This is a genomic window from Vibrio vulnificus NBRC 15645 = ATCC 27562 (genome assembly GCF_002224265.1).
GTDB classification, from domain to species: Bacteria; Pseudomonadota; Gammaproteobacteria; order Enterobacterales; family Vibrionaceae; genus Vibrio; species Vibrio vulnificus.
The window spans coordinates 1,581,177-1,602,613 of the sequence record NZ_CP012881.1; the positions used below are offsets into that span (position 1 = coordinate 1,581,177).

Annotated in this window: 18 protein-coding genes; 10 read left to right on the forward strand and 8 right to left on the reverse strand. The window is 48.9% G+C overall.

The window, feature by feature from the left end:
- Positions 1–91: 91 nt before the first annotated feature.
- The 3 genes from AOT11_RS07310 to AOT11_RS07320 all read left to right on the forward strand — a co-directional run bounded on the left by AOT11_RS07310 (position 92) and on the right by AOT11_RS07320 (position 4,294).
- Complete coding sequence (locus AOT11_RS07310; protein WP_026050287.1) at positions 92–1,468, forward strand: GntP family permease; 1,377 nt, start codon at positions 92–94, stop codon at positions 1,466–1,468.
- A gap of 9 nt (positions 1,469–1,477) precedes the next feature.
- The gene (locus AOT11_RS07315) at positions 1,478–2,089 is read left to right on the forward strand and encodes a bifunctional 4-hydroxy-2-oxoglutarate aldolase/2-dehydro-3-deoxy-phosphogluconate aldolase (protein WP_017420423.1); all 612 of its coding nucleotides are present in this window, start codon (positions 1,478–1,480) and stop codon (positions 2,087–2,089) included.
- Between the two features lie 243 nt (positions 2,090–2,332).
- Positions 2,333–4,294: an RNA-binding domain-containing protein gene (locus tag AOT11_RS07320; RefSeq protein ID WP_017420422.1), complete on the forward strand. Its 1,962-nt coding sequence runs from the start codon at positions 2,333–2,335 to the stop codon at positions 4,292–4,294.
- A gap of 63 nt (positions 4,295–4,357) precedes the next feature.
- On the opposite strand, the gene gorA is transcribed toward AOT11_RS07320, so the two are convergent.
- Together gorA and AOT11_RS07330 are read right to left on the reverse strand one after the other, a co-directional pair.
- Complete coding sequence (gene gorA / locus AOT11_RS07325) at positions 4,358–5,713, reverse strand: glutathione-disulfide reductase (RefSeq protein WP_017420421.1); 1,356 nt, start codon at positions 5,711–5,713, stop codon at positions 4,358–4,360.
- Between the two features lie 151 nt (positions 5,714–5,864).
- Entirely contained in the window at positions 5,865–6,704 is an 840-nt protein-coding gene (locus tag AOT11_RS07330; protein WP_017420420.1) for a 23S rRNA (adenine(2030)-N(6))-methyltransferase RlmJ, read from the reverse strand.
- Between the two features lie 273 nt (positions 6,705–6,977).
- Between AOT11_RS07330 and prlC the strand changes: the two genes are divergently transcribed.
- Entirely contained in the window at positions 6,978–9,020 is a 2,043-nt protein-coding gene (gene prlC, locus AOT11_RS07335; RefSeq protein WP_026050288.1) for an oligopeptidase A, read from the forward strand.
- 79 nt (positions 9,021–9,099) lie between these two features.
- Here prlC and asnC read toward each other — a convergent pair whose 3' ends face one another.
- Positions 9,100–9,564 (reverse strand): transcriptional regulator AsnC, encoded by a 465-nt coding sequence (gene asnC / locus AOT11_RS07340; RefSeq protein WP_011079126.1) that lies wholly within the window; start codon positions 9,562–9,564, stop codon positions 9,100–9,102.
- 126 nt (positions 9,565–9,690) lie between these two features.
- Here asnC and AOT11_RS07345 point away from each other — a divergent pair, with 126 nt between their 5' ends.
- The 3 genes from AOT11_RS07345 to AOT11_RS07355 all read left to right on the forward strand — a co-directional run bounded on the left by AOT11_RS07345 (position 9,691) and on the right by AOT11_RS07355 (position 14,363).
- Positions 9,691–12,819 carry an EAL domain-containing protein gene (locus tag AOT11_RS07345; RefSeq protein ID WP_172840599.1) on the forward strand — a complete coding sequence of 1,043 codons (3,129 nt, stop codon included), beginning with the start codon at positions 9,691–9,693 and terminating at the stop codon, positions 12,817–12,819.
- 109 nt (positions 12,820–12,928) lie between these two features.
- Complete coding sequence (locus AOT11_RS07350; protein ID WP_017420417.1) at positions 12,929–13,708, forward strand: class I SAM-dependent methyltransferase; 780 nt, start codon at positions 12,929–12,931, stop codon at positions 13,706–13,708.
- A gap of 157 nt (positions 13,709–13,865) precedes the next feature.
- Positions 13,866–14,363, forward strand: a complete 498-nt coding sequence (locus tag AOT11_RS07355) for a hypothetical protein (RefSeq protein WP_017420416.1) — start codon at positions 13,866–13,868, stop codon at positions 14,361–14,363.
- A gap of 91 nt (positions 14,364–14,454) precedes the next feature.
- Here the strand turns inward: AOT11_RS07355 and AOT11_RS07360 are convergent, their stop codons facing one another.
- Together AOT11_RS07360 and uspA are read right to left on the reverse strand one after the other, a co-directional pair.
- Positions 14,455–15,345, reverse strand: coding sequence for a carboxylate/amino acid/amine transporter (locus AOT11_RS07360; protein ID WP_013570918.1), 891 nt, complete (start codon positions 15,343–15,345; stop codon positions 14,455–14,457).
- A gap of 65 nt (positions 15,346–15,410) precedes the next feature.
- Positions 15,411–15,836 (reverse strand): universal stress protein UspA, encoded by a 426-nt coding sequence (gene uspA, locus AOT11_RS07365; RefSeq protein ID WP_026050289.1) that lies wholly within the window; start codon positions 15,834–15,836, stop codon positions 15,411–15,413.
- Positions 15,837–16,003: 167 nt separating this feature from the next.
- Between uspA and ftnA the strand changes: the two genes are divergently transcribed.
- From ftnA to AOT11_RS07380, 3 genes are all read left to right on the forward strand, one after another.
- The gene (gene ftnA / locus AOT11_RS07370) at positions 16,004–16,531 is read left to right on the forward strand and encodes a non-heme ferritin (protein ID WP_017420414.1); all 528 of its coding nucleotides are present in this window, start codon (positions 16,004–16,006) and stop codon (positions 16,529–16,531) included.
- Between the two features lie 86 nt (positions 16,532–16,617).
- Entirely contained in the window at positions 16,618–16,941 is a 324-nt protein-coding gene (gene uspB / locus AOT11_RS07375; protein ID WP_011079133.1) for a universal stress protein UspB, read from the forward strand.
- Positions 16,942–17,043: 102 nt separating this feature from the next.
- Positions 17,044–18,231: a BaiN/RdsA family NAD(P)/FAD-dependent oxidoreductase gene (locus AOT11_RS07380; RefSeq protein ID WP_026050290.1), complete on the forward strand. Its 1,188-nt coding sequence runs from the start codon at positions 17,044–17,046 to the stop codon at positions 18,229–18,231.
- Positions 18,232–18,306: 75 nt separating this feature from the next.
- On the opposite strand, the gene AOT11_RS07385 is transcribed toward AOT11_RS07380, so the two are convergent.
- From AOT11_RS07385 to AOT11_RS07395, 3 genes are read right to left on the reverse strand one after another with little or no spacing between them, the layout of a single operon-like run.
- Complete coding sequence (locus AOT11_RS07385; protein ID WP_017420412.1) at positions 18,307–19,488, reverse strand: heme biosynthesis protein HemY; 1,182 nt, start codon at positions 19,486–19,488, stop codon at positions 18,307–18,309.
- Positions 19,485–20,690, reverse strand: coding sequence for a uroporphyrinogen-III C-methyltransferase (locus AOT11_RS07390; protein WP_017420411.1), 1,206 nt, complete (start codon positions 20,688–20,690; stop codon positions 19,485–19,487). The genes AOT11_RS07385 and AOT11_RS07390 overlap by 4 nt, the downstream gene beginning before the upstream one ends.
- 14 nt (positions 20,691–20,704) lie before the next feature.
- A complete protein-coding gene (locus tag AOT11_RS07395; RefSeq protein WP_017420410.1) occupies positions 20,705–21,436 on the reverse strand; it encodes a uroporphyrinogen-III synthase in 732 nt (243 codons plus the stop codon).
- Position 21,437: the final 1 nt, after the last annotated feature.

Below are 21,437 nucleotides of genomic sequence, written 5' to 3' on the forward strand. Positions count from 1 at the left end.
GGTTTATCTTATTCATGTTATCGGTAACATGTTACCGGTAACGTAAATAAATGTGAACCACAACACAAACAATAATTCGAAAGGTGAACTTATGGAGCAATTAGCCCACACCCCTGATCCTACTTATCTTTTAACCATAGCTGCGTTGGCGATTGCCGCGTTGTTAGTGCTGATCATCAAACTCAAAGTGCATGCCTTTGCCTCACTGACCATTGTCAGTTTAGGTACCGCAATTGCCACAGGCGTGACCTCGGACAAAGTGGTGCCCACCATGATGGGTGGCTTTGGCGGCACGCTCGCTTCTGTCGCGTTGTTGGTTGGCCTTGGTGCCATGATTGGTAAAATTTTGGAAGTGACTGGCGGGGCCAAAGTGCTGGCCGACACGCTGATTGGTCGCTTTGGTAAAGATCGCGCCCCGTTCGCATTGGGTATTGCGTCACTGCTGTTTGGTTTCCCTATCTTTTTTGATGCAGGCCTAGTGGTGATGATGCCCATCATCTTTAGCGTGGCAAAACGCTTTGGTGGATCGCCAATCAAATACGCCTTACCGTCTGCGGGTGCGTTTGCGGTGATGCACGCCTTTGTTCCTCCACATCCAGGCCCAGTGGCGGCGGCGGAATTTTTAGGTGCCAACATCGGTTTGCTGCTGGTTGTGGGTATCCTAGTTGCGATTCCAACTTGGTATCTTGGCGCGTACCTATTTGGTTTGTACGCAGGTAAGAAATTCGACATTCCACTTTCTAAAGCATTTTTTAACAGCGATGCGATTGTCGATGAAAGCAAATTGCCAAAATTTGCCACGGTAATGACCATCTTAGTTCTGCCCGTATTACTGATCTGCTTGGATACCGGCTTAAACACGCTGGCAGTGGCGGGGGTGATTGATGGTAAAACACCGTTGGTGGAATTCCTTCGCATGCTAGGTAAAACGCCTGTCGCGCTTCTTATTACCTTGATCGTGTGTTTGGCAGTGTTTGCCAAAGATTACGGCATGGCTAAACTTGAAAAATTGTGTGGCGACTCACTGGCACCAATCTGTGGCGTTATCCTTGTCACCGGTGCGGGTGGCATGTTTGGTGGCGTATTGCGTGCCAGCGGCATTGGTAATGCTTTGGCTGATGTATTAACTGACACAGGCATGCCAGTGATTGTGGCGGCGTTTGTGATTTCAACTTGTTTGCGTGTGGCGCAAGGTTCTGCCACCGTGGCACTGACGACCACCGCTGCGCTGATTGCCCCGGTTGTGGCGGCAACCACAGGTTTGAGTGAGTTAGACCTCTGTTTTATCGTGATTGCTATTGCGGGCGGTGCAACGGTACTTTCTCACTTTAACGATTCTGGTTTCTGGCTAGTCTCTCGTCTGCTTGAGATGGATGAGAAAACCACGCTGAAAACTTGGACGGTAATGGAAACCTTGCTTGGTGGTATTGCTTTCCTTATCGTCGCTGTATTGAGCTTTATTCTTTAGAGGTTATCTATGACAACACTTGAACAACGATTAAGAGAGATCAAAATCGTCCCAGTTATCGCTATCAACGATGTAGCACACGCCTTGCCATTGGCAAAAGTGTTGGTAGAAAACGGTTTACCCTGTGCGGAAGTGACATTCCGCACGGAAGCGGCGGCGGAATCCATTCGCATCATGCGCGAAGCCTACCCTGATTTGTTGATTGGTGCGGGCACGGTATTAACCACAGAGCAAGTGGACATCGCCATCGAAGCAGGTGTGGATTTCATTGTCAGCCCAGGCTTTAACCCAACCACAGTGAAATACTGTCAGCAACGCGGCGTGACCATTGTACCGGGTGTGAACAACCCAAGCCTTGTGGAACAAGCGATGGAAATGGGTCTACGTACCCTGAAGTTCTTCCCCGCTGAGCCATCAGGCGGCGTCAACATGCTTAAAGCACTGACGGCGGTTTACCCCGTGGAATTCATGCCAACAGGCGGTGTGAGCCCATCTAACGTGGAAGATTACCTCGCGCTGAAATCGGTTGTCGCGTGTGGTGGCACTTGGATGGTTCCAACCGCCATGATGGACAGCGGCGATTGGGACGGCATTGCGGAACTGGTTCGCGCGGTGAAGTAAAACACGTAAACAGCTCCGAAATACCCCCGAACGTTATAAAACGTGAACAGAAAAGGGTCATCAAGTCATTGATGGCTCTTTTTTTATCCAGACAGGGCATTTTTGCGATTTAAGACCAAATTGCGCAAAATTATAATATAGTGCAATCAAAGACGTAGCGATCACATATACACGATACGGAGTATGGTTTAAGTTAACGTTTGTCATGGCGCTAGCATAGAACTATCAAGAGGCTTTCAGAAAATGCTACCTATAAATGATCTAATTGATATAAAAACGCTTTCGGAATCTTCTGAGCTTGAGTTTAAGCTTGCTCAGGGAAAAGATGGTGGTGGAAAGCTTCCTGATGACTTTTGGCCCACATATAGTGCTATGGCTAACAGTCGTGGTGGGTATGTTGTACTGGGAGTTAGGGAAAAAAGAGGGCAGTTTGATGTTGTTGGTATACAGAACGTAGAAGTTGTAAAAAAGCAACTTTTTGATATCGCCAATAATAAGAAGAAAGTTAACGTTAACTTACTCAGTGATCATAATGTTAAAGATATGGAAGTTGATGGACATTCTCTTCTTGTTGTAGAAATACCAGCAGCACGACGAGAGCAAAAACCGATCTTTCTAAACAATCAACCGATGACAGAGACGTACATACGTTTGTATGAGGGAGACTGCCGATGTTCTGAAGAGCAAGTCAGACGTATGCTCGCGGAACAAATTGAAGATAGTCGTGATAATCGAGTGTTACAAAATTACGATATGTCGGATATCAACTTGGACAGCTTGCAGGCATATCGACGATTGTTGTCCGTATCTAAGCCCGGACATCCAGCTTTGGAGTTAGATAACTTTGAGTTTCTTCGCAGTGTTGGAGGATGGAGAAAAGACAGGCAGTCTGGCTCTGAGGGAATGACATTGGCTGGTATTTTGATGTTCGGAACTTGGGAGGCCATCCAAGATGCAGCTCCGAATTATTTTGTTGACTATCAAGAAAGACCTGAAGCGAAAACTGAGAGGCGATGGGTTGATCGAATCTGCCCTGATGGAACTTGGTCTGGTAACGTATTTGATTTCTATCGTCGTACATATAGAAAGCTCACAGAAGATTTAAAAGTGCCATTTGAGCTAAAAGATGGTATCAGACAAGATGAAACTCAGGTACATACAGCGCTACGTGAAGCTTTAGTTAATACGCTAGTTCATGCTGATTACACTGGTCGTTTGTCCATTTTAGTTGTTAAGAGGCCTGACTTATTTGGTTTCCGTAACCCTGGCCTTATGCGTATTCCTCCAGAACAAGCAATCAAAGGTTATGAGAGTGATTGTAGAAATCGTCTAATGCATCAAATGTTTCTTCTAATTGGAGCCGGTGAGAGGTCTGGTTCAGGAATACCCAAAATATATAGCGGTTGGAAGTGGGCCAATTGGCGAGTGCCTAGACTTCATGAGAAAGCAGAGCCTGAACAAACTTTACTTGAGCTATCTATAGTCAATTTAGTTTCTGAGGAAACTGCTGACTTACTGCATAAAAAGTTTGGGGAAAAGATAGATACTCTGAGCGATTTGGAGCGTAGTATTGTCATTACAGCAGCAGCTGAGGGGTGGGTTGACCATGAAAGAGCTTGCCAGCTTACGAGTCAGCATTCTAGAGATGTTACGTTAGCGTTACCTAAACTTGTCGGGAGCGGATTTTTAACCTCTCATGGAGAAAAAAGGGGTAAATCTTATACATTGCCTGGCGTTAAACTGCCTTCTCCTGACGAAGTTTTTGCCTCTAATCCGTTATCAATAGAGCGCAGCATCACGGATAGTGGGAAAATGATCACGGATAGTGAAGGCTTGATCACGGATAAGCAGGTATCCGCTCAACTTGATCGAGATGGGGAAGGGCGTTTTATCTCTGACAAGCTGCCGCATCCTTATATAGATGACTTTGAACGCCTTAGTCCATCATTGCAAAATAATCTCAGTGCAATTGCCCAACCAGCAAGAGATAAAAAACGATTACCCAATGAAGTGATGGATAGCGTTGTTTTAGAGCTGTGTCGAGGCCACTTTATACCACTTAGTATTATTGCTAAGTTAGTAGATCGTACTCCTCAGAACATTAGAGAAAAGCAATTATCGCCTTTAGTTGCACAAGGCAAAATGAAAATGGCGTTTCCTCATGCCAAGCGGCATAAACATCAAGGTTATATTACAGTGTTATAAATACAAAAAAGGGTCATCGATTGATGACCCTTTTGTTATTTCTCGCTTTATTCGATGATGCGATCAACGCATCGTGACGAACTCTTCAGAGCCGGTTGGATGGATAGCCACAACTGAGTCGAAATCGGCTTTGGTTGCGCCCATCTTCATCGCGACACCGAAACCTTGAATCATTTCGTCCACGGCGAAACCGATGCCGTGCAGACCAACCACTTTCTCATCTTCACCCGCACATACGAGCTTCATTTTGCATGGCTGACGGTGTTGAGTCACCGCGGTGTACATCGCAGTAAAGCCTGAGGTGTACACTTTCACGTTCTCTTTGCCATATTTCGCGATTGCTTCTGGCTCAGAAAGACCAATGGTGCCGATAGGTGGGTGGCTGAACACTACCGTTGGGACCAAGTCATAGTCCATCTTCGCGTTAGGCTTGTTGTTGAACAGACGCTCAGAAAGCTGACGACCCGCTTTCACCGCAACGGGTGTAAGCTCGATACCGCCTTCCATAATGTCGCCAACACAGTAGATACCAGCAACGTTGGTGGCTTGGAACTCATCGACTTTGATGTAGCCGCGCTCGTTGGTTGCTACGCCGGTTGCGCTCAGGTTGATGGCGTCAGTCGCTGGGTGACGACCGATTGCCCAGATAAGCTGATCAACGTTTTGGCTTTCACCGTTTTCTAGATGAAGCGTTAGGCTGCCATCGGCTTCTTTGACCACTTCTTTTGGTACCGAGTGGGTGTGTAGTGTTGGGCCTTCTGCCGCCATCACTTCCACCAAGGTGTCGATGATCATTGGATCAAAGCTGCGCAGTGGCGACTCTTTACGACAGAACAGATGGGTTTCTGTGCCAAGCGCGTTGAGCACGCCAGCGATTTCCACCGCAATGTAACCGGCGCCGACGACAGCAACACGTTTTGGTTGCTCAGCAAGGTCGAAGAAGCCGTTTGAATCGATGCCGTATTCCGCGCCTGGGATGTTTGGAATGGTCGGGCGGCCACCCACAGCGATCAGGATGTGATCGGCGGTGTAGTGCTCACCGTTTACTTCCACGGTTTTCTCATCGACAAACTTAGCGAAGCCTTTAATCACGTTGACTTTGTTGTTGCCTAGCACGCGATCGTAAGATTGGTGGATGCGGCCAATGTACGCTTGGCGGCTCTCAACCAGTTTGCTCCAATCGAAGCCTTTCACTTCCACATCAAAGCCGTAGTCAGGAGCGTAGAGGCTCATCGCTTCAGCGATCTGCGCGCCATGCCACATCACTTTTTTCGGTACACAACCAACGTTCACACACGTGCCGCCGAGATCTTTTGCTTCGATCAGCGCCACTTTCGCGCCATACATCGCCGCACGGTTTGCTGAAGCGATGCCGCCACTGCCGCCGCCGATACAGATATAGTCAAAATGCGTTGCCATTACTTTCTCCTGTCTGGCAGGGGCGATTTACTCGCGTGCTCCCTGCGTATTTTTCAATCATTTCATTTTTATATGGAGGACAGATTGGTTGAACTCAATCTGTCGTCCGGAAATTCTTTGGGTGCTGCGTCTCTATTTTATTCTGGGACGATTACTCAGGCACGATCCACTCTACCTTCCAATGACCGGTTGCCGGCGCAATTGCTTCCTTAAGGAAAGGCAAAATTTCTTGCATCTGGCTTTCTAGTTTCCAAGGTGGGTTAATCACAATCATGCCTGAAGCGGTCATGCCACGCTCATTGGTATCCGGTGAGACACCCAACTCAATTTGCAGAATCTTGCGAATGCCCAATCCTTCCAGCCCTTCTAACATGTCATCGATATCGCAGCGGTTGACCACGGGATACCAAATCGCGTAGATGCCAGTTGCCCAGCGTTTGTGGCTTTGGTAAATCGCTTGCACCACATCACGGTACTCTTTGGCCAACTCGTAAGGAGGGTCAATCAGCACTAGACCACGGCGTTCTTGCGGTGGCAAGCTGGCTTTGAGGCGTTGAAAGCCATCTTCCTTGTAGATACTGACTTGGCGATCACGGTGAAACTCTTGTTCCAAGAGTGGGTAATCACTTGGGTGGAGCTCCGTCAGAACCATGCGGTCTTGATCGCGCAATTGAGCACGGGCGACGCGTGGTGAGCCAGGGTAGTAACGCAGCTTATCGCCATTGTTGAGGGCTTTGATCGAATCGATATAGCTGGCGATGTCGGCAGGCAGATCGCTGCGATCCCAAATACGCGCCACGCCTTGTTTGTACTCGCCCGTTTTTTCTGACCATTCGTGGGTCAAATCGTAGCGGCCAACACCAGAATGGGTGTCGTGGTAGACGAAGGGTTTGTCTTTTTGTTTTAGCGAGTCCAGAATCAGACTCTGAACAATGTGTTTTACCACGTCGGCATGGTTGCCGGCATGAAAGCTATGACGATAACTCAGCAAAATTCACTCTCGTAACACTCTGAGTAGAGTGTGGTCAGGGATTAATAGGGCGATTATATACCCAACTGACGCTGATGTTCAGGATTCTCTCTGAGTCACAAAAAAGTTAATCGTCTATTCGTATTGAAATGTGAACCTTTAACCCTCATTTAGTATCAAAATGTAAGACCAATTGGCGACAGTCGAGGAAAATCGCGTATTATTATTGTGAATAAGCGAGCCATCGATGGACAGTTGGCCACGATACTGAAGAGTCAAACAAAAGGAATTTATATGTCTAATCCACTCCTTACTTTTACGGACTTGCCTCCGTTTTCTCAAATCAAGCCAGAGCATGTGTTTCCTGCGGTGGAACAGGCGATAGCCGATTGCCGTGCCAAGATTGAGCAGGTGCTTGAAGGCAACAATACCCCTAGCTGGGAAACGGTGATTGCGCCGATCGAGGAAGTGGATGATCGTCTCAGCCGTATTTGGTCACCTGTGAGTCACATGAACTCTGTCGTCAACAGCGACGAGCTGCGCGACGCGTATGAAAGTTGCCTGCCAATGTTGTCGGAATACGGCACTTGGGTGGGCCAGCACAAAGGTCTGTTTGAGGCGTACAAAGCGATCAAAGCCAGCGAAGCGTTTGCCAAGCTGACCATTGCACAACAGAAAACCATTACCGATGCTTTGCGTGATTTTGAGCTATCGGGCATTGGCCTGCCTGCGGATGAGCAAAAGCGCTACGGCGAAATCAGCAAGCGTATGTCAGAGTTGAGCTCGAAGTTTTCCAACAACACGCTAGACGCCACCATGGGCTGGACCAAGCACATTACCGATGAGAAAGAGTTAGCAGGCATGCCGGAATCGGCGTTGGCGGCCGCGAAAGCCGCCGCTGAAGCCAAAGAGCTCGACGGTTATTTGATCACGCTTGACGTGCCGTCTTACCTGCCAGTGATGACTTACTGTGACAACCAAGCCCTGCGCCGTGAAGTGTACGAAGCGTACGTGACTCGCGCGTCGGATCGCGGTCCAAACGCCGGTAAGTGGGACAACACCGAGATCATCAACGAGCAGTTGAAACTGCGTCATGAAATTGCTCGCATGCTTGGCTTTAACACCTACAGCGAAAAGTCGTTGGCGACCAAAATGGCGGAAAACCCAGCGCAAGTGCTGGGCTTCCTCAATGATCTAGCCACCAAAGCCAAGCCACAAGGTGAGCGTGAAGTGGCAGAGCTGCGTCAGTTTGCTGAGCAAGAGTTTGGCGTGTCTGAACTCAATGTGTGGGATATCGCTTACTACAGCGAAAAACAAAAGCAGCACCTGTTCCAAATTTCGGATGAAGAACTGCGTCCGTACTTCCCTGAGTCGAAAGCCGTCAGCGGTTTGTTTGAAGTGCTCAAACGTGTGTTTGGCATGAGCGTGAAAGAGCGCGAAGGCATTGACGTTTGGCACAACTCAGTGCGCTTCTTCGATATTTTCGATGCGCAGGGCGCGCTGCGTGGCAGCTTCTACCTTGATCTCTATGCGCGTGAACACAAACGTGGCGGCGCTTGGATGGATGAATGCCGCGTGCGCCGTATTAATGCACAAGGCGAGCTGCAAACCCCAGTGGCGTACCTAACGTGTAACTTCAACCGCCCAATCGGCGACAAACCAGCGCTGTTTACGCACGATGAAGTGGTCACCTTGTTCCACGAGTTCGGCCACGGTATTCACCATATGCTGACTCAAGTCACCACGGGTGCGGTGTCTGGCATCAATGGTGTGCCTTGGGATGCGGTGGAACTGCCAAGTCAGTTCCTGGAAAACTGGTGTTGGGAAGAAGACGCGTTGGCGTTTATCTCTGGCCATTACGAAACGGGTGAGCCACTGCCAAAAGCGATGCTAGAGAAAATGTTGGCGGCGAAGAACTTCCAATCGGCAATGGGCATTTTGCGCCAGCTTGAGTTTGGTCTGTTTGACTTCACGCTGCACACCGAGTTTGACCCTGAGATTGGCCCGCGTGTGCTCGAAACCTTGGCGCAAGTGAAGCAGAAAGTTGCGGTACTTCCTGCGGTCGAGTGGGCGCGTTTCTCACACAGCTTTGGCCACATCTTTGCGGGCGGTTACTGTGCGGGTTACTACAGCTACCTATGGGCAGAAGTGCTCTCTTCTGACGCGTTCTCGCGTTTTGAGGAAGAAGGCATTTTTAACGCCGAGACCGGTCAGAGCTTCCTCAACCATATTCTTGAGATGGGCGGCAGCGAAGAGCCAATGGAGCTATTCAAACGCTTCCGTGGCCGTGAACCACAAATCGATGCTTTGCTGCGCCATTCCGGTATTGCGGCTTAACTCGATTAAGTAAACGAAGCATCACAAGGTCAGCCCAACGGCTGGCCTTGTTTTTGCGGTGCGCTAAGTTTGTTGCGAGCTAAGGATTGACGTTGCGATTGATCGGGTTTTGCAGCGAAATCAGCGTTTCGGTCGATTGTACTTCGTCGATCGCTTGCAGTTTGTCGATCAGCACAAATTGCAGCTCTTCAATCGACTTACACATCAGTTTGACGAAGATGTTGTACGCGCCCGTGGTGTAATACGCTTCCACTACTTCATCTAATGCGTTGAGTTTTTCCAGCGCGGAATGATAGTCGCGCGCTGCATTGAGGTTGATGCCGATAAAACAGCACACGTCGTAGCCGAGTTTTTTGGTGTTGACCACCACTTCGGTACCTTCAATGATCTCCGCCGCTTTCATCTTTTCGATGCGCACGTGAATGGTGGCCGGGCTGACGTTGAACTGCTTAGCCATCTCTGCATAAGGCGTTTTCGCGTCCGCCATCAGCGTTTTCAATATAGCGCGATCCAAATCATCAATCTTGGCATTGGCAGAATGCATTGTTTGTCCCTTTTCTAATCAGCATATGGGTATAATACTAACAAGGGCAGCTTATCTTTCACAATCAAGGTTTTTTGCTCATAGATCGGGTTAGAGGAAGGTGAGCAAGTGCGATTTTGTTTTTCCATGTTGATAATGCTATGCAGCTTTTGGGCAAGTGCCCATGAGAAAAATATTTTAGTGGTGCACTCTTACCACCAAGGTTTCTTTTGGACTGACTCCTTCCAACTTGGCCTTGCACAAACACTCGGTGAGCGCGACATGGCTCTGCGTGTGCTGTACCTCGATACCAAGCGTAATCAAAGCGCCAGCTTTCTCAATCAGCTTTACTTTCTCTACAAAACCAAAGTTGAACAAGAGCGCTTTGACGCCATTGTGGTGAGCGATAACGTAGCACTGCAGTTGATGCAGCGTTTGGCGGAGCCACTGTCGGGCACACCGGTGATTTTTGGTGGCATTAATAATTACACGCCAGAAATGCATGCGGGTTTGAATGCCACTGGCGTGATTGAAGATATTGATCTGCTGTCGAACGTGTCGCTGATTGAGCGTTTGCAGCCCCAAGCGCAGCAAATTTTTGTGGTAACGGACCATTCGATTACGGGGGTCGCGTTGCGCGCGCAGGTGGACAAGTTTTTGTCCCGCTATCCTGAGTATCAGCAAAAAGTGCAACATTTAGTGCCGAATACGGTGGCCGAACTGATTGAGCGAGTGCAAATGCTCGACTTAAACAGCGCGGTGCTGTTTTGGGCTTATTACCGCGATGCCGATGGTACTTTGAGTGATGATGACGATTGGCAGGAGCTTAATCTCGTCAGCAGAGCACCTATCTACATGGTGCACGATCTTGGTCTTGGTCATGGCGCGGTCGGCGGTGTGATTCAAAGTGGCTACAAGCAAGGTTTTGCTACGGGTAAAGTGTTGAACCAAGTGCTGGACTCACCCGCCGCACCCTTACCGAAAGTGAAGGTGGTGGAGCCTGATATCAAACTGGATTATCAAGCCGTGGCGCGCTGGAAGTTAGGGGTGGAAGGTGAACCCGCTTCCGTGTTGGTCAATAAACCCGAGCCATTTTCGGTGCGTTACGCGCAAGAGATCCGCCTCTACAGCGCGGTATTTGTGATGTTGGTGCTGGTGATTGTGCTGTTAGTTTATTACTTGCGCCGCATTCAACAGAGCGAGACGTTGGCGCGTGAGAGTCAATCGATGCTCGAGTCAATTTTCGACCAGAGTTTGCAATACATCGGTATTTTAGATCGAAACGGCTGCTTGGTTTCCAGCAATGCTCAGCTGCAAGATCTGCTGTTTTTCCAAGGGGTTCCGCTAGATCGCCCTTTATGGCAACACCAACATTGGGAAGACGCATCTGCCTCTCGTTTGGCTGACTATTTTTCTGCGACGGAAGCGCAACTGAGCACCTTTGAAGCGGAGATTTGGAGTCGTAATCTCGGCGCGATGATGCTTGAAGTGTCTCTCAAACCACTGCATAGCGTGGGTGAGCAGCGAGGAGAATACTTGTTTGAAGCGCGAGACATCACTTCACGAAAGTTAATGGAAGAGAAGCTCTACAAACGTGAGTCCAACTTACGCAATTACTATGAGCAGCAGCCCGTGATGATGGTGACGCTGGATAAAAACAATCGCATTCAGCAGGTAAACCGTTTTGCTCAGCAGCTACTGGGCTATCAACCCTTAGAAATGCTCGGCCATCTGCTGCAAGAGTTCTATTGTGATACTCAAGCCATGACCCCAAGGCAAATGCTGCTGCAACCAACACCAGCGCTGCAAGGGGTTTGGCGTCGAGAGATTGAGTATCGTCACCAAGACGGCAGTGCGGTGTGGATACGCGAAAACATTCGTCCATTGACCGAGTCAGGACAAATTTTGATTGTTGGCGAAGACATCTCCCACAACAAACAGCTGGCTCGTCAGTTGGAATACCAAGCCAAATACGATTTGTTGACCGATACCTTTAATCGTAACCAATTTGATATTGAACTCAAACGCGCGCTGCGCGAGGTGGAAAGCCATCGCCGTGTGCATGCGATGCTCTATATCGATTTGGATCAGCTTAAAGTGCTCAACGATACCGCAGGGCATGACGCGGGGGATGGGGCAATTCAATTTTGCGCCAGCATGTTGGAAGAGGTGTTGCCGCATACCGCGATTTTGGCGCGATTAGGGGGCGATGAGTTTGCTGTCTTACTCAAAGACAGCAATGAACACACCGCCATCGGTGTGGCGAAAACCATCATTGCCACCTTGAGCAGCCAGCCTTTCATCTGGGAAAAAGTGCAGATAAACCTAACCTGCTCGATCGGCATTCGTATGATTGACCATACGGCCGAATCGCCACAAATGGTGCATGCGCAGGCAGACACTGCCTGTCATGCGGCCAAAGAGCAGGGGCGTAATCGCTTCAAATTGTTTAGCTTGGACAGCGAAGAGTTACAACGCCGTCAGCAGGAGATGGAGAGTGTAAACCTAGTCCATGATGCGCTTGCTAACGACCGTCTAGAACTCTTCGCTCAACGCATTATTCCACTCAGCAAAGAGTGCGACAAAATGCACTTTGAAATCCTAACGCGCATTCGTGATAAACAGGGGGAGTATCTCTCGCCTGCGATCTTTATGCCGGCATCCGAGCGCTACAACATTGCCCACCTGATTGATGAACAAGTAGTCACCAAAACCCTCGACTGGCTTGAGGCGCGCCCAGATGCGCTGCACCAGCTTGGTCGATGTTCGATAAACCTTTCCGGACACTCGATGGGCAATCCAGAGTTTATGGCGTTTTTGCTTGACCGATTGGCCAACAGCGTGATTCCTTGCCATAAAATCTGTCTGGAAATCACCGAAACCGCAGCGATGAAAAACATCAGCTTGGCGATGGACTTCTTCGCTCAAGTGAAAGCGCTGGGCTGCTTGATTGCGCTGGATGATTTTGGTTCTGGGCTGTCATCGTTTGGCTATCTTAAGCAATTGCCTGTCGATGTAGTGAAAATCGACGGCATTTTTGTGCAGGACATGCATCGCAATGAGAGCGATCACATCATGGTGCGAGCCATCAATGAACTGGCGCAGCAAATGGGCAAGCAAACGGTGGCTGAGTTTGTCGAAAACAATGAAATTGTTGTGTTACTGACAGAACTTGGTGTGGATTACGCCCAAGGTTACGTGATTGGTTATCCAACGCCATTGGCAGAGCTGGTGGCACAATGGCAGGACGAGTTTACATCGCGAAGTGGGTCTTGATTGAATGCATCGCCCAGCATAGGGCCGATGGAATCACTACAGTTCCAGCCTTGCTTGCGGTAAACTCGCCAGCCAGTTCCTCATCCATGACGATTTTTCGGAGCACCCTGTGCAACTACAACTGATTTGTGAAGATGCGGCTTTACAGCCTTATCTCGACGCTATTGCCAGCAAATGGCAACTGACCCACGACGCACACAGCCATTTCGCTCTTGTGCTGACGTTCGAGCGTTTGGAGTTGCGTAAGCTTGATGAACCTAAGCTTGGGGCGATTTATGTTGATTTAGCAGGCGGTGCGGTTGCACATCGACGCAAGTTTGGTGGTGGCAAAGGTCAGGCGATTGCCAAAGCAGCGGGGCTCAACAAAGGGGCAACACCGACGGTTTTGGATGGCACGGCAGGGCTTGGGCGTGATGCGTTTGTCTTAGCCTCGCTTGGGTGCAAGGTGCAGATGGTGGAGCGCAACCCCGTTGTGGCCGCTTTGCTCGACGATGGCTTAACCAGAGCCAAACAAGATGATGAAATCGGTGCTTGGGTGAGTGAGCGTATGTCACTGCTGCACGCGTCAAGCCACGATGCGCTCGCGGCGTTAGCCAGCGATGCCGAATTTGTTCGTCCCGATGTGGTCTATCTGGACCCCATGTACCCGCATCCTGAAAACAAAAAGAAAACCGCCTTAGTGAAAAAAGAGATGCGCGTGTTTCAATCTTTGGTTGGGGCAGATACCGATGCCGATGCGCTGCTCACGCCTGCGTTAGCATTGGCGACTAAGCGTGTGGTGGTGAAGCGCCCTGACTATGCCGAGTGGCTCGATGGCGTTAAACCCAGCATGGCGATTGAGACCAAAAAGAACCGTTTTGACGTCTATGTCAACGCGTCGATGAGTTAAGCGTTTTTCCTTCGATCTCTTCCTTTCTTTTCTATTGCGCAGAAAGACTCACATTTCTGCGCTTGCCAATTTGCCGTACTCGCTGTATATCTAACTAAGAATTATTATTATTCAAATTATCGGTAATGTGCAGGCATGTTTGTGTTGGAGTCGTCGCATGACAAAACGCTTTTGTAAGATGGATAGAAGAGAGATCGCCAGTCAATTGGGTGAAATTCACCAGTTGGTTGCGGCGCCCAAATACCTTTGTCGCTCTTGTGCGCGTGCGTCTTCATCGAAAAGTTCGCTGTGTAAGCCACAAGCCATTCCAAGCCTAAAATCAAAAACCAAACCCTTGGCGGTGAAGGTTGCCACGTTGCCCGAGCAAACGTCGATAGCGGAGAATCAACGTCCACAAACATTGCTGATGGCGGAGTCGGTGAGTGCGTTTGACATTAATTTGCCATCACTGGGTAAAAAACAACTTAAGCAAGCCAAAAAGGCGCTGAAAAAACAGCGCAAATACCATAAGAAACTGGCGAAGTTAGCCAAGAAGAAAGTCAAACAGCTGCAAAAGCGTGAGAAGTTGGAAGGAAAACTCAACAAATACAACGGCATTTTACGAGTTTTAAGCCATAAACAAGTATTGCAAGGCAGTGCAGAGCAAGTGCATTAAGCGTGCTTAAGTAAGAATAATGACTCAGCCCACCGAATGGTGGGCTGAGTGCATGTGGGTCATTGAAACGGGTCGCTATGTGAGACAAGGGCTAGGCTTGTGATGCTTTGCGAGCAAAGTCGCGCTCAACTTTGGCTTTGACCCAGGTTTCATTCAGCCACAGCGAAAACAGAATGACCCCGCCGCCCAATGTTAGGCGCAGCAAATCGACATCGCGATTCCAAATCACGATGTTGACGATAAGCCCAGCAGGCACCAAAGCGTTGTTCATTACCGCCAAGGCTCCAGCATTCACCAACGTTGCCCCTTTGTTCCAGGCAAAATAGCCCAAGCCAGATGCAATCAGGCCTAAGTAAATCAAAATGCCCCATTGCAGTTCGGTGGTAGGCAGCTTGCTCGGATTACCCATTAAAGCAAACGCTACCAAGGCCACACACAGCGCGCCAAGGTAGAAGTAGCCAAATACCGTGTGTTGTGGCAATTCAAGTTGCTCTTTCTCCATGATGTATTTGTAGCCCACTTGGCCAATGGCAAAACAGAGGTTGGCCCCTTGCACCACCAAAAAGCCCAGCAAGAAGTTCGGATTGATGGTGGCAAACTTGATAAAGACGGCGCCTAATACGGCGATGATGGCCGTCACCAAATACCAAGGAGAGAAACGCCCGTGCAGCAAATCGTAGATCAGCGTGACGTAGATCGGCGTAAAGACGGTGAACAGCAACACTTCAGGGACAGACAGCAGCAGAAACGATTGGTAATAGAAGCAGTACATCAAGCCGAGCTGGAAGCCGCCGACCACCATTAATTTACCGATAAGACGCTTGCTGACCCCTTTGAATTTGAGGAAAGGAACAAACACGACGCTGGCGAGTGCCACGCGCATCAGCACCGAAAACCAAGAATCCACCTGACCGGCGAGGTAAACGCCAATCAAGCTAAATGAAAATGCCCATAACAGGGTGACTGCGGAGAGATAAAACATAGTGATAACGAGTAAATAACAAATGTCCGCAGTCTACCGATTTGCCGAGAAGGGCAAAAGCAAAATCACTCTTTAAGTGGTACAACCAACATATCAACCGGAGAGCAGTTGATCAGTTGACGAGTCGAAGAGAGCAGTTTACTCCAAAAATCTTGGTGATGGCCGCACACGAGCAAATCCACTTGGTACTCACCAATGGTGTCACACAGTTCATTGCTTAAATCGCCGCTGCCGACCAAGGTATGAGTGATCGGGTAGTTGGCGTAATCCGCGAGATTGCCTAATTGAGTGCGAGACGCTTCCATCGCCTGATGCTGTGCTTCGGCCATGTTGATGTCGATAAGGCCGGTGTACAGCTCGGCATAATTCACATCGATATGGATAAAGGATACTTTCGCTTCTAAAGCTTTTGCTAAAGAAACGGCTTTATCGATCAATAGCTTGCTGTCGTCAGAAAGATCAACAGCGACTAATATGTGTTGATAACTCATGGTGTGCTCTCCTTTATCATTTTCCCTCGTGGGTATAGTTAAAACATAGCACTTAGGTGAATAGTTTTTTGCCAAAGGGATCTCAGATCCAATTCCATGTAACAAAGAGTTATCGAAATTTTCGTGGTATAGTAGCTCAAAACGGATACAAACAATCAGGAGTCCTCATGCTGTCTCAGACTATGGTCGAACAATTGAATGCGCAAATTAATCTGGAATTTTTCTCATCCAATCTATACTTACAGATGAGTGCTTGGTGTGAAGATAAAGGATTTGATGGCGCAGCACAGTTTTTAAGAGTGCACGCTGTGGAAGAGATGCAACACATGCAACGCCTGTTCACTTACGTCAGCGAGACGGGTGCATTACCGATTCTAGGCGCGATTGCAGCACCAAAACATGATTTTGCAAGCTTGGGTGAAGTGTTCCGCGAAACATATGAACATGAACAAATGATCACTCAGCAGATTAATAAGCTCGCTCATGGCGCGTTTACTAGCCAGGATTATTCAACGTTTAACTTCCTGCAGTGGTATGTCGCAGAGCAGCACGAAGAAGAAAAATTGTTCAAAGGGATTTTGGACAAAATTGAACTTGTTGGTGAAGATGGTAAAGCTTTGTTCTTCATCGATAAAGATCTGGCACAAATGGCGAAAGAAGGTTCATCTTCAATCATGGATGCTCCAGCTGCTTAACGGAACAGCCAGTTTCCGCTAGCGGGTTAGAAAGACGTTGGTCGTCTTTTTCTCTTGAGCATTGATGAAGATGTAGGGAGGAAAAGATGATTAATGGAGATATTATCCTGTTTGCGCTTATGGTGGTGACGGGGGTTAACCTCGCTCGTTATCTCACAGCTCTTCGTTCACTGATTTACATTATGCGTGAAGCGCATCCACTGTTATATCAACAAGTGGATGGTAATGGATTTTTTACCACTCATGGCAATGTCACCAAACAGGTGCGACTCTACCACTATCTGAAAAGCAAAGAGTATCACCATCATCACGATGAAGTTTTTACTGGGAAATGCGATCGGGTAAGAGAGTTATTCGTTCTGAGTGTAAGCTTGACCGGTGTGACTTTGTTGGCTGCATTTCTTCTGTAGCCAGTGCTTGGAAAATAACCCACTTTGCCGTTAGAATAGCGGCGAAAAAGTAAGGATGTGCCAACTGCACATCCTTTTTTATTGTCAGAGAGATTTTCCAGCATGAGTAACAAGTTTGATGTGGTGGTAATAGGTGCCGGTGCAGCGGGGTTGATGTGTGCGGCCGAGGCGGGCCGTCGTGGCCGCAAAGTGTTGGTGCTTGACCACGCGAAAAAGCCAGGACGCAAAATTCTCATCTCCGGTGGTGGCCGTTGTAATTTCACCAACCATGATGTCTCGGCAAAAAACTACTTGTGCCGTAACCCTCACTTCGTCAAGTCCGCCTTATCTCAGTACAGCAACTGGGACTTCATTTCGATGATCTACAAGTATGGCATCGAGTTTGAGGAGCGTGATCATGGCCAGTTGTTCTGTCTCGATTCTGCCAAAGATATCGTCAATATGTTGCTGAGTGAGTGCGACCAACCGAATATCGCTCAGCGTTATCAAGTGCAGCTCACCGAGATTGAGAAAACAGAGCAAGGCTTTGTTCTGCGTGCTGGTTCAGAGGTATTTGAATGCCAATCTCTCGTTGTCGCAACGGGGGGCTTATCGATGCCAAAACTGGGTGCGACCCCTTATGGCTATAAAATCGCTGAGCAGTTTGGTATTCCGGTGGTACCGACCACCGCAGGTTTAGTGCCATTTACGCTGCACAAGCAAGATAAAGAAGACTTTGCAGAGCTCTCGGGAATTGCCATTCCGGCGGAGATCACAGCAGAAGACGGTACGTTGTTTAAAGAAGCGCTGCTGTTTACCCATCGCGGTTTATCTGGCCCTTCAGTACTGCAAATTTCGTCTTACTGGAAGGCAGGTCAAGCGGTGAGCATTAATCTGGTGCCTGAGGTGGATGTGCTGGAGCTGCTGCAACGCAATTTGGAAAAACACCCAAATCAGACTTTGAAAAATACCCTAGCGAAAGTGCTGCCAAAACGCTTAGTTGAAGTGCTTATTGAGCGTAAAGAGTTAACGGATAAGCCACTTAAGCAATTCAATGCCAAAGAGCTACAAGACGTTGTCGAGCATCTGCAGCAGTGGAAAATTGCGCCCAACGGCACCGAAGGCTACCGCACTGCGGAAGTTACGTTGGGCGGTGTGGACACCGATTACCTGTCCTCAAAAACTATGGAGTGCAAAACCGTTCCAGGGCTGTACTTTATTGGTGAAGTGATGGATGTGACAGGTTGGCTTGGCGGCTACAATTTCCAGTGGTGCTGGTCGAGCGGCTTTGTCGCGGGGCAGTGGGTGTAAGCTCAAGGAAACACCAATAAAAAAAACAGAGGGACGGTTGAACCGTCCCTCTGTTTTTACAGGTTGTTTCTTCCATTAGTGACTTTGTATCAGCGTCAACGCTTTACGCGACACTTCGTGTGCCGCCTTATTGAGGTTTTGCTTCTCAAGCGCATCGGCTAAGAAAGCGTAGTCGGAAACGCTTGAGCGTACTTTCAATGCTGTTTCAAAGTGCGACTGTGCTTGCGGCCATTTGCCTTCTCGGAAATACAACTGCGCCAGTGCGCTGTGCGCTTCGGCATTTTGGCTGTCATTTTTCACGTTCTGCTCTAGCATCACGACCACTGGGTGAACATCACCTAAGTTGAGTTGTGGTAGAAGGGCATACAGCTCTGGCGATGGCGATTTTTTCAGTGCTTCTTTGATCACGGTGAGTGCTTCGTGGTCAGCTTTACGGCTAATCAACTGTTTGGCAAAGCAGGCCACCAAATGTGGGTCTTGTTTGACTTTGCGTGGCAGTGTATTCCAGTGTTTGATTAATCCCTCACTGCCTTGCTGCCCAGCAACGTCGGCCAGTAAACCGCACTGAGCTCGTTGGTGCATCTGTTCGGCGTCTTCCGGGGAGATCAACGCTTGCTTGTTGAGTGTTGGCAAGAGGTCAATCAGAGGTTGCCATAACTTGAGCTCTAGGTAAGTGGTTTTGAGCAAGTTCAGCACAATCGGATTATTGGGGTAGCGACCTTTGAGAGACTGCAAACTATCAAACGCTTGAGCAAACTCACCCTCTCGTACCAACTGCTTTGAGCGGGTTAGCTCTACCGCCAAGTAGGCGTTTTCTTGCTCTGCGGCCAATGCTAAGTAGTGATCGCGCTTGGCTTTGTCTCCTTGGCCATCCGCTGCTTCTGAGGCCACTAAGTAACAAAGCAGTGGCATGTCATGATGGCTTGCCCAGCGTGTCACTTTCTTCTCTGCGCCTTTCCAATCGCCTTCCAGCAACTTGATGATGCCTTCGTTGGTGTAACGACGAGAGCGGCGCATTTTACGTACGCTAAACCAGTTCCACGTGGTGAAACCGGTATAGAGAACTTTTTTAACTAGGTATTCTAAGCCAAACAAACCGGCCAAAGCCGCTACAATGAAAATCACCAAGGTGGTGACACTCATTTCAATCGTGGTGTTGGCAATCGAGATCAGCACATAACCCTGCTGGCCAGAAAACTGGGTACCGACAAACAGCCCGGCACCAAGCACGACAAAGAGAAAAATCAGACGAATCATTGCTGCGCCTCCGTGCTGGTCATGCTAGTGACTTCACGGCGTAGACGTTCACGAATCACATCCGCCAATTGATTTTGCGTTTGCAGTTTTACAGGGTATTGCACCTGAATTTTTTGCTCGCTGAGCTGTTTCAACGACTGAGTAAACTCTTTCACCGTGTTGTTATCTTGGTTAAAGAACGCTTTCGACCACGCTTCTGCCGTGGTGAGTGAGGTGGTGTAAACTTCCCCTTGTTCTTGATAGACCGCTTTGATGGCGGTTTCGATTTTCGCTTTGATGTTCTCTTTTAGATAGAAATGCTGCTCTGGGGACAACAATGGAATGACGTTGCCATCGCGAGTACGGAAGGTAATAAAGTTCTCTGAGAAGGCTTTGAGTGACGCCATTAAGTTGTTTTGCCAGTTGTTGATGTCGTCAGAGACTTGTTGTTTCTCGACGGTTTTCGCTTCCGGCAGTATGGCGTTTGCCAATGGCAGTTGGTCGACCTGTTGTTGCAGAGCGGTCAAACGCAGCACTAAGCCATCGCGGTCAATCAGCGGGATGGTTTTCAGATCGGTAATGTCTTTGGCCATCGCTTTGCGCAGAGGCACGAGGCTTGGATCGTTGAGTGCTGCGATGCGTTGGTCGGCACTTTCCATCAAGCTGGTGGCGCTCACTACGTCATGCTCAAGGAACAGTTTTCGCCCCGCCAGTTTGACGAGGTAGTCGGCTTCTGCCAATAACCAATCGTTCGGGCGACGGCCTTTTATGTCTGCCATCGCGAGCTGAAGGCTTTCGATGCTTTTCTGCTGCTGAGCTAGCACCACTTCTGCTTTGTGAGTGACTTCGGTCGCTTTGGCGACGGTCTCTTGTTTCACTTGGTTGAGCTCATTGCTCATCGCACTTTGCGTTTGTTGCAACTGATTTTGCAGCGCAGCGATTTGTGCCTGATATTGGCTGTTTTGCTGTTGAAGCTGGAACGCCACACCACCAGTGCCCAACAAGGCAATGATGATGGCAAGGATACTGAGTTTTTGACTTGGTTTTTTCTGCTCATCCTTGGTTGTCGCAGGTGGCGTTTGGGGTGCCACTGTTGGCTCAGGTTGTGAAACGGACGCATTCGTTTCGACTGAGGAAGTCTCGGGAGTGGAGACTTCAGTGGTTACTGGATCAGAAGTTGTTTCTTCAGGCTTATTTGGCTCGTTATTTTTTTTACTTGTCATGAGTTTGTCCTGTGTTACTTAGGCTGGAGAGCAGCCAGTAAATCTTGATTCGAGGCACTTCCAACATTACAGACCCGCGTAAAGCCAAGTTGGGTCGCAATGGCAGCAATACGTTCGCTGGGAACCAGCAAGCGTTGTTGATATAACCAAAATTTACCCTCATCACTCATTTGAGCGTGAAGGTAGTCGAGTTGTTCTGCACTGGTGACAATCAGAGTGTCGACGCCCTGATCGCGCCATAAGGTGAGAGAGCTTACCGCATCAAAGGGGATCAATTCTCTCTGGTAGGTCTCACAATACCGGACGTCAGCTCCTCGTTGGCTCAATGCTTGGTGTATCAGTTCTCGTCCGCCGTTGCCGCGCAGAATCAGTACGCGTTTTCCGGCTATCCGATTGAACTCTGGGAGTTGTAGGAGGTGCTCGCTATCACTGACCGTCGGGTAGTTTACGTCTTGGTGGGTAACTTTGCTCAAATAGTGTGCGGTTTTTTGACCAACGGCAAGGTAAAGCGCGTTTTGCGGCCAGTTTTGTTGCTGTGCATTGAGGATGTGTTCGGCGCATTGCACCGCATGTTGACTCACCGCGATGATCACATCGCTTTGCATCAGGTCGTTGGCGAGGGTGCTGAGTGAACTATTCGCAACAATATCAATAAGAGGGTGCTGGAGTGCAGGGACTCCAGCTTGTTGAAGCAGTTGGCAAAGCGCTTGGCCTTGCTCGGCTGGCCTTGTTACCAGTACCGCCATA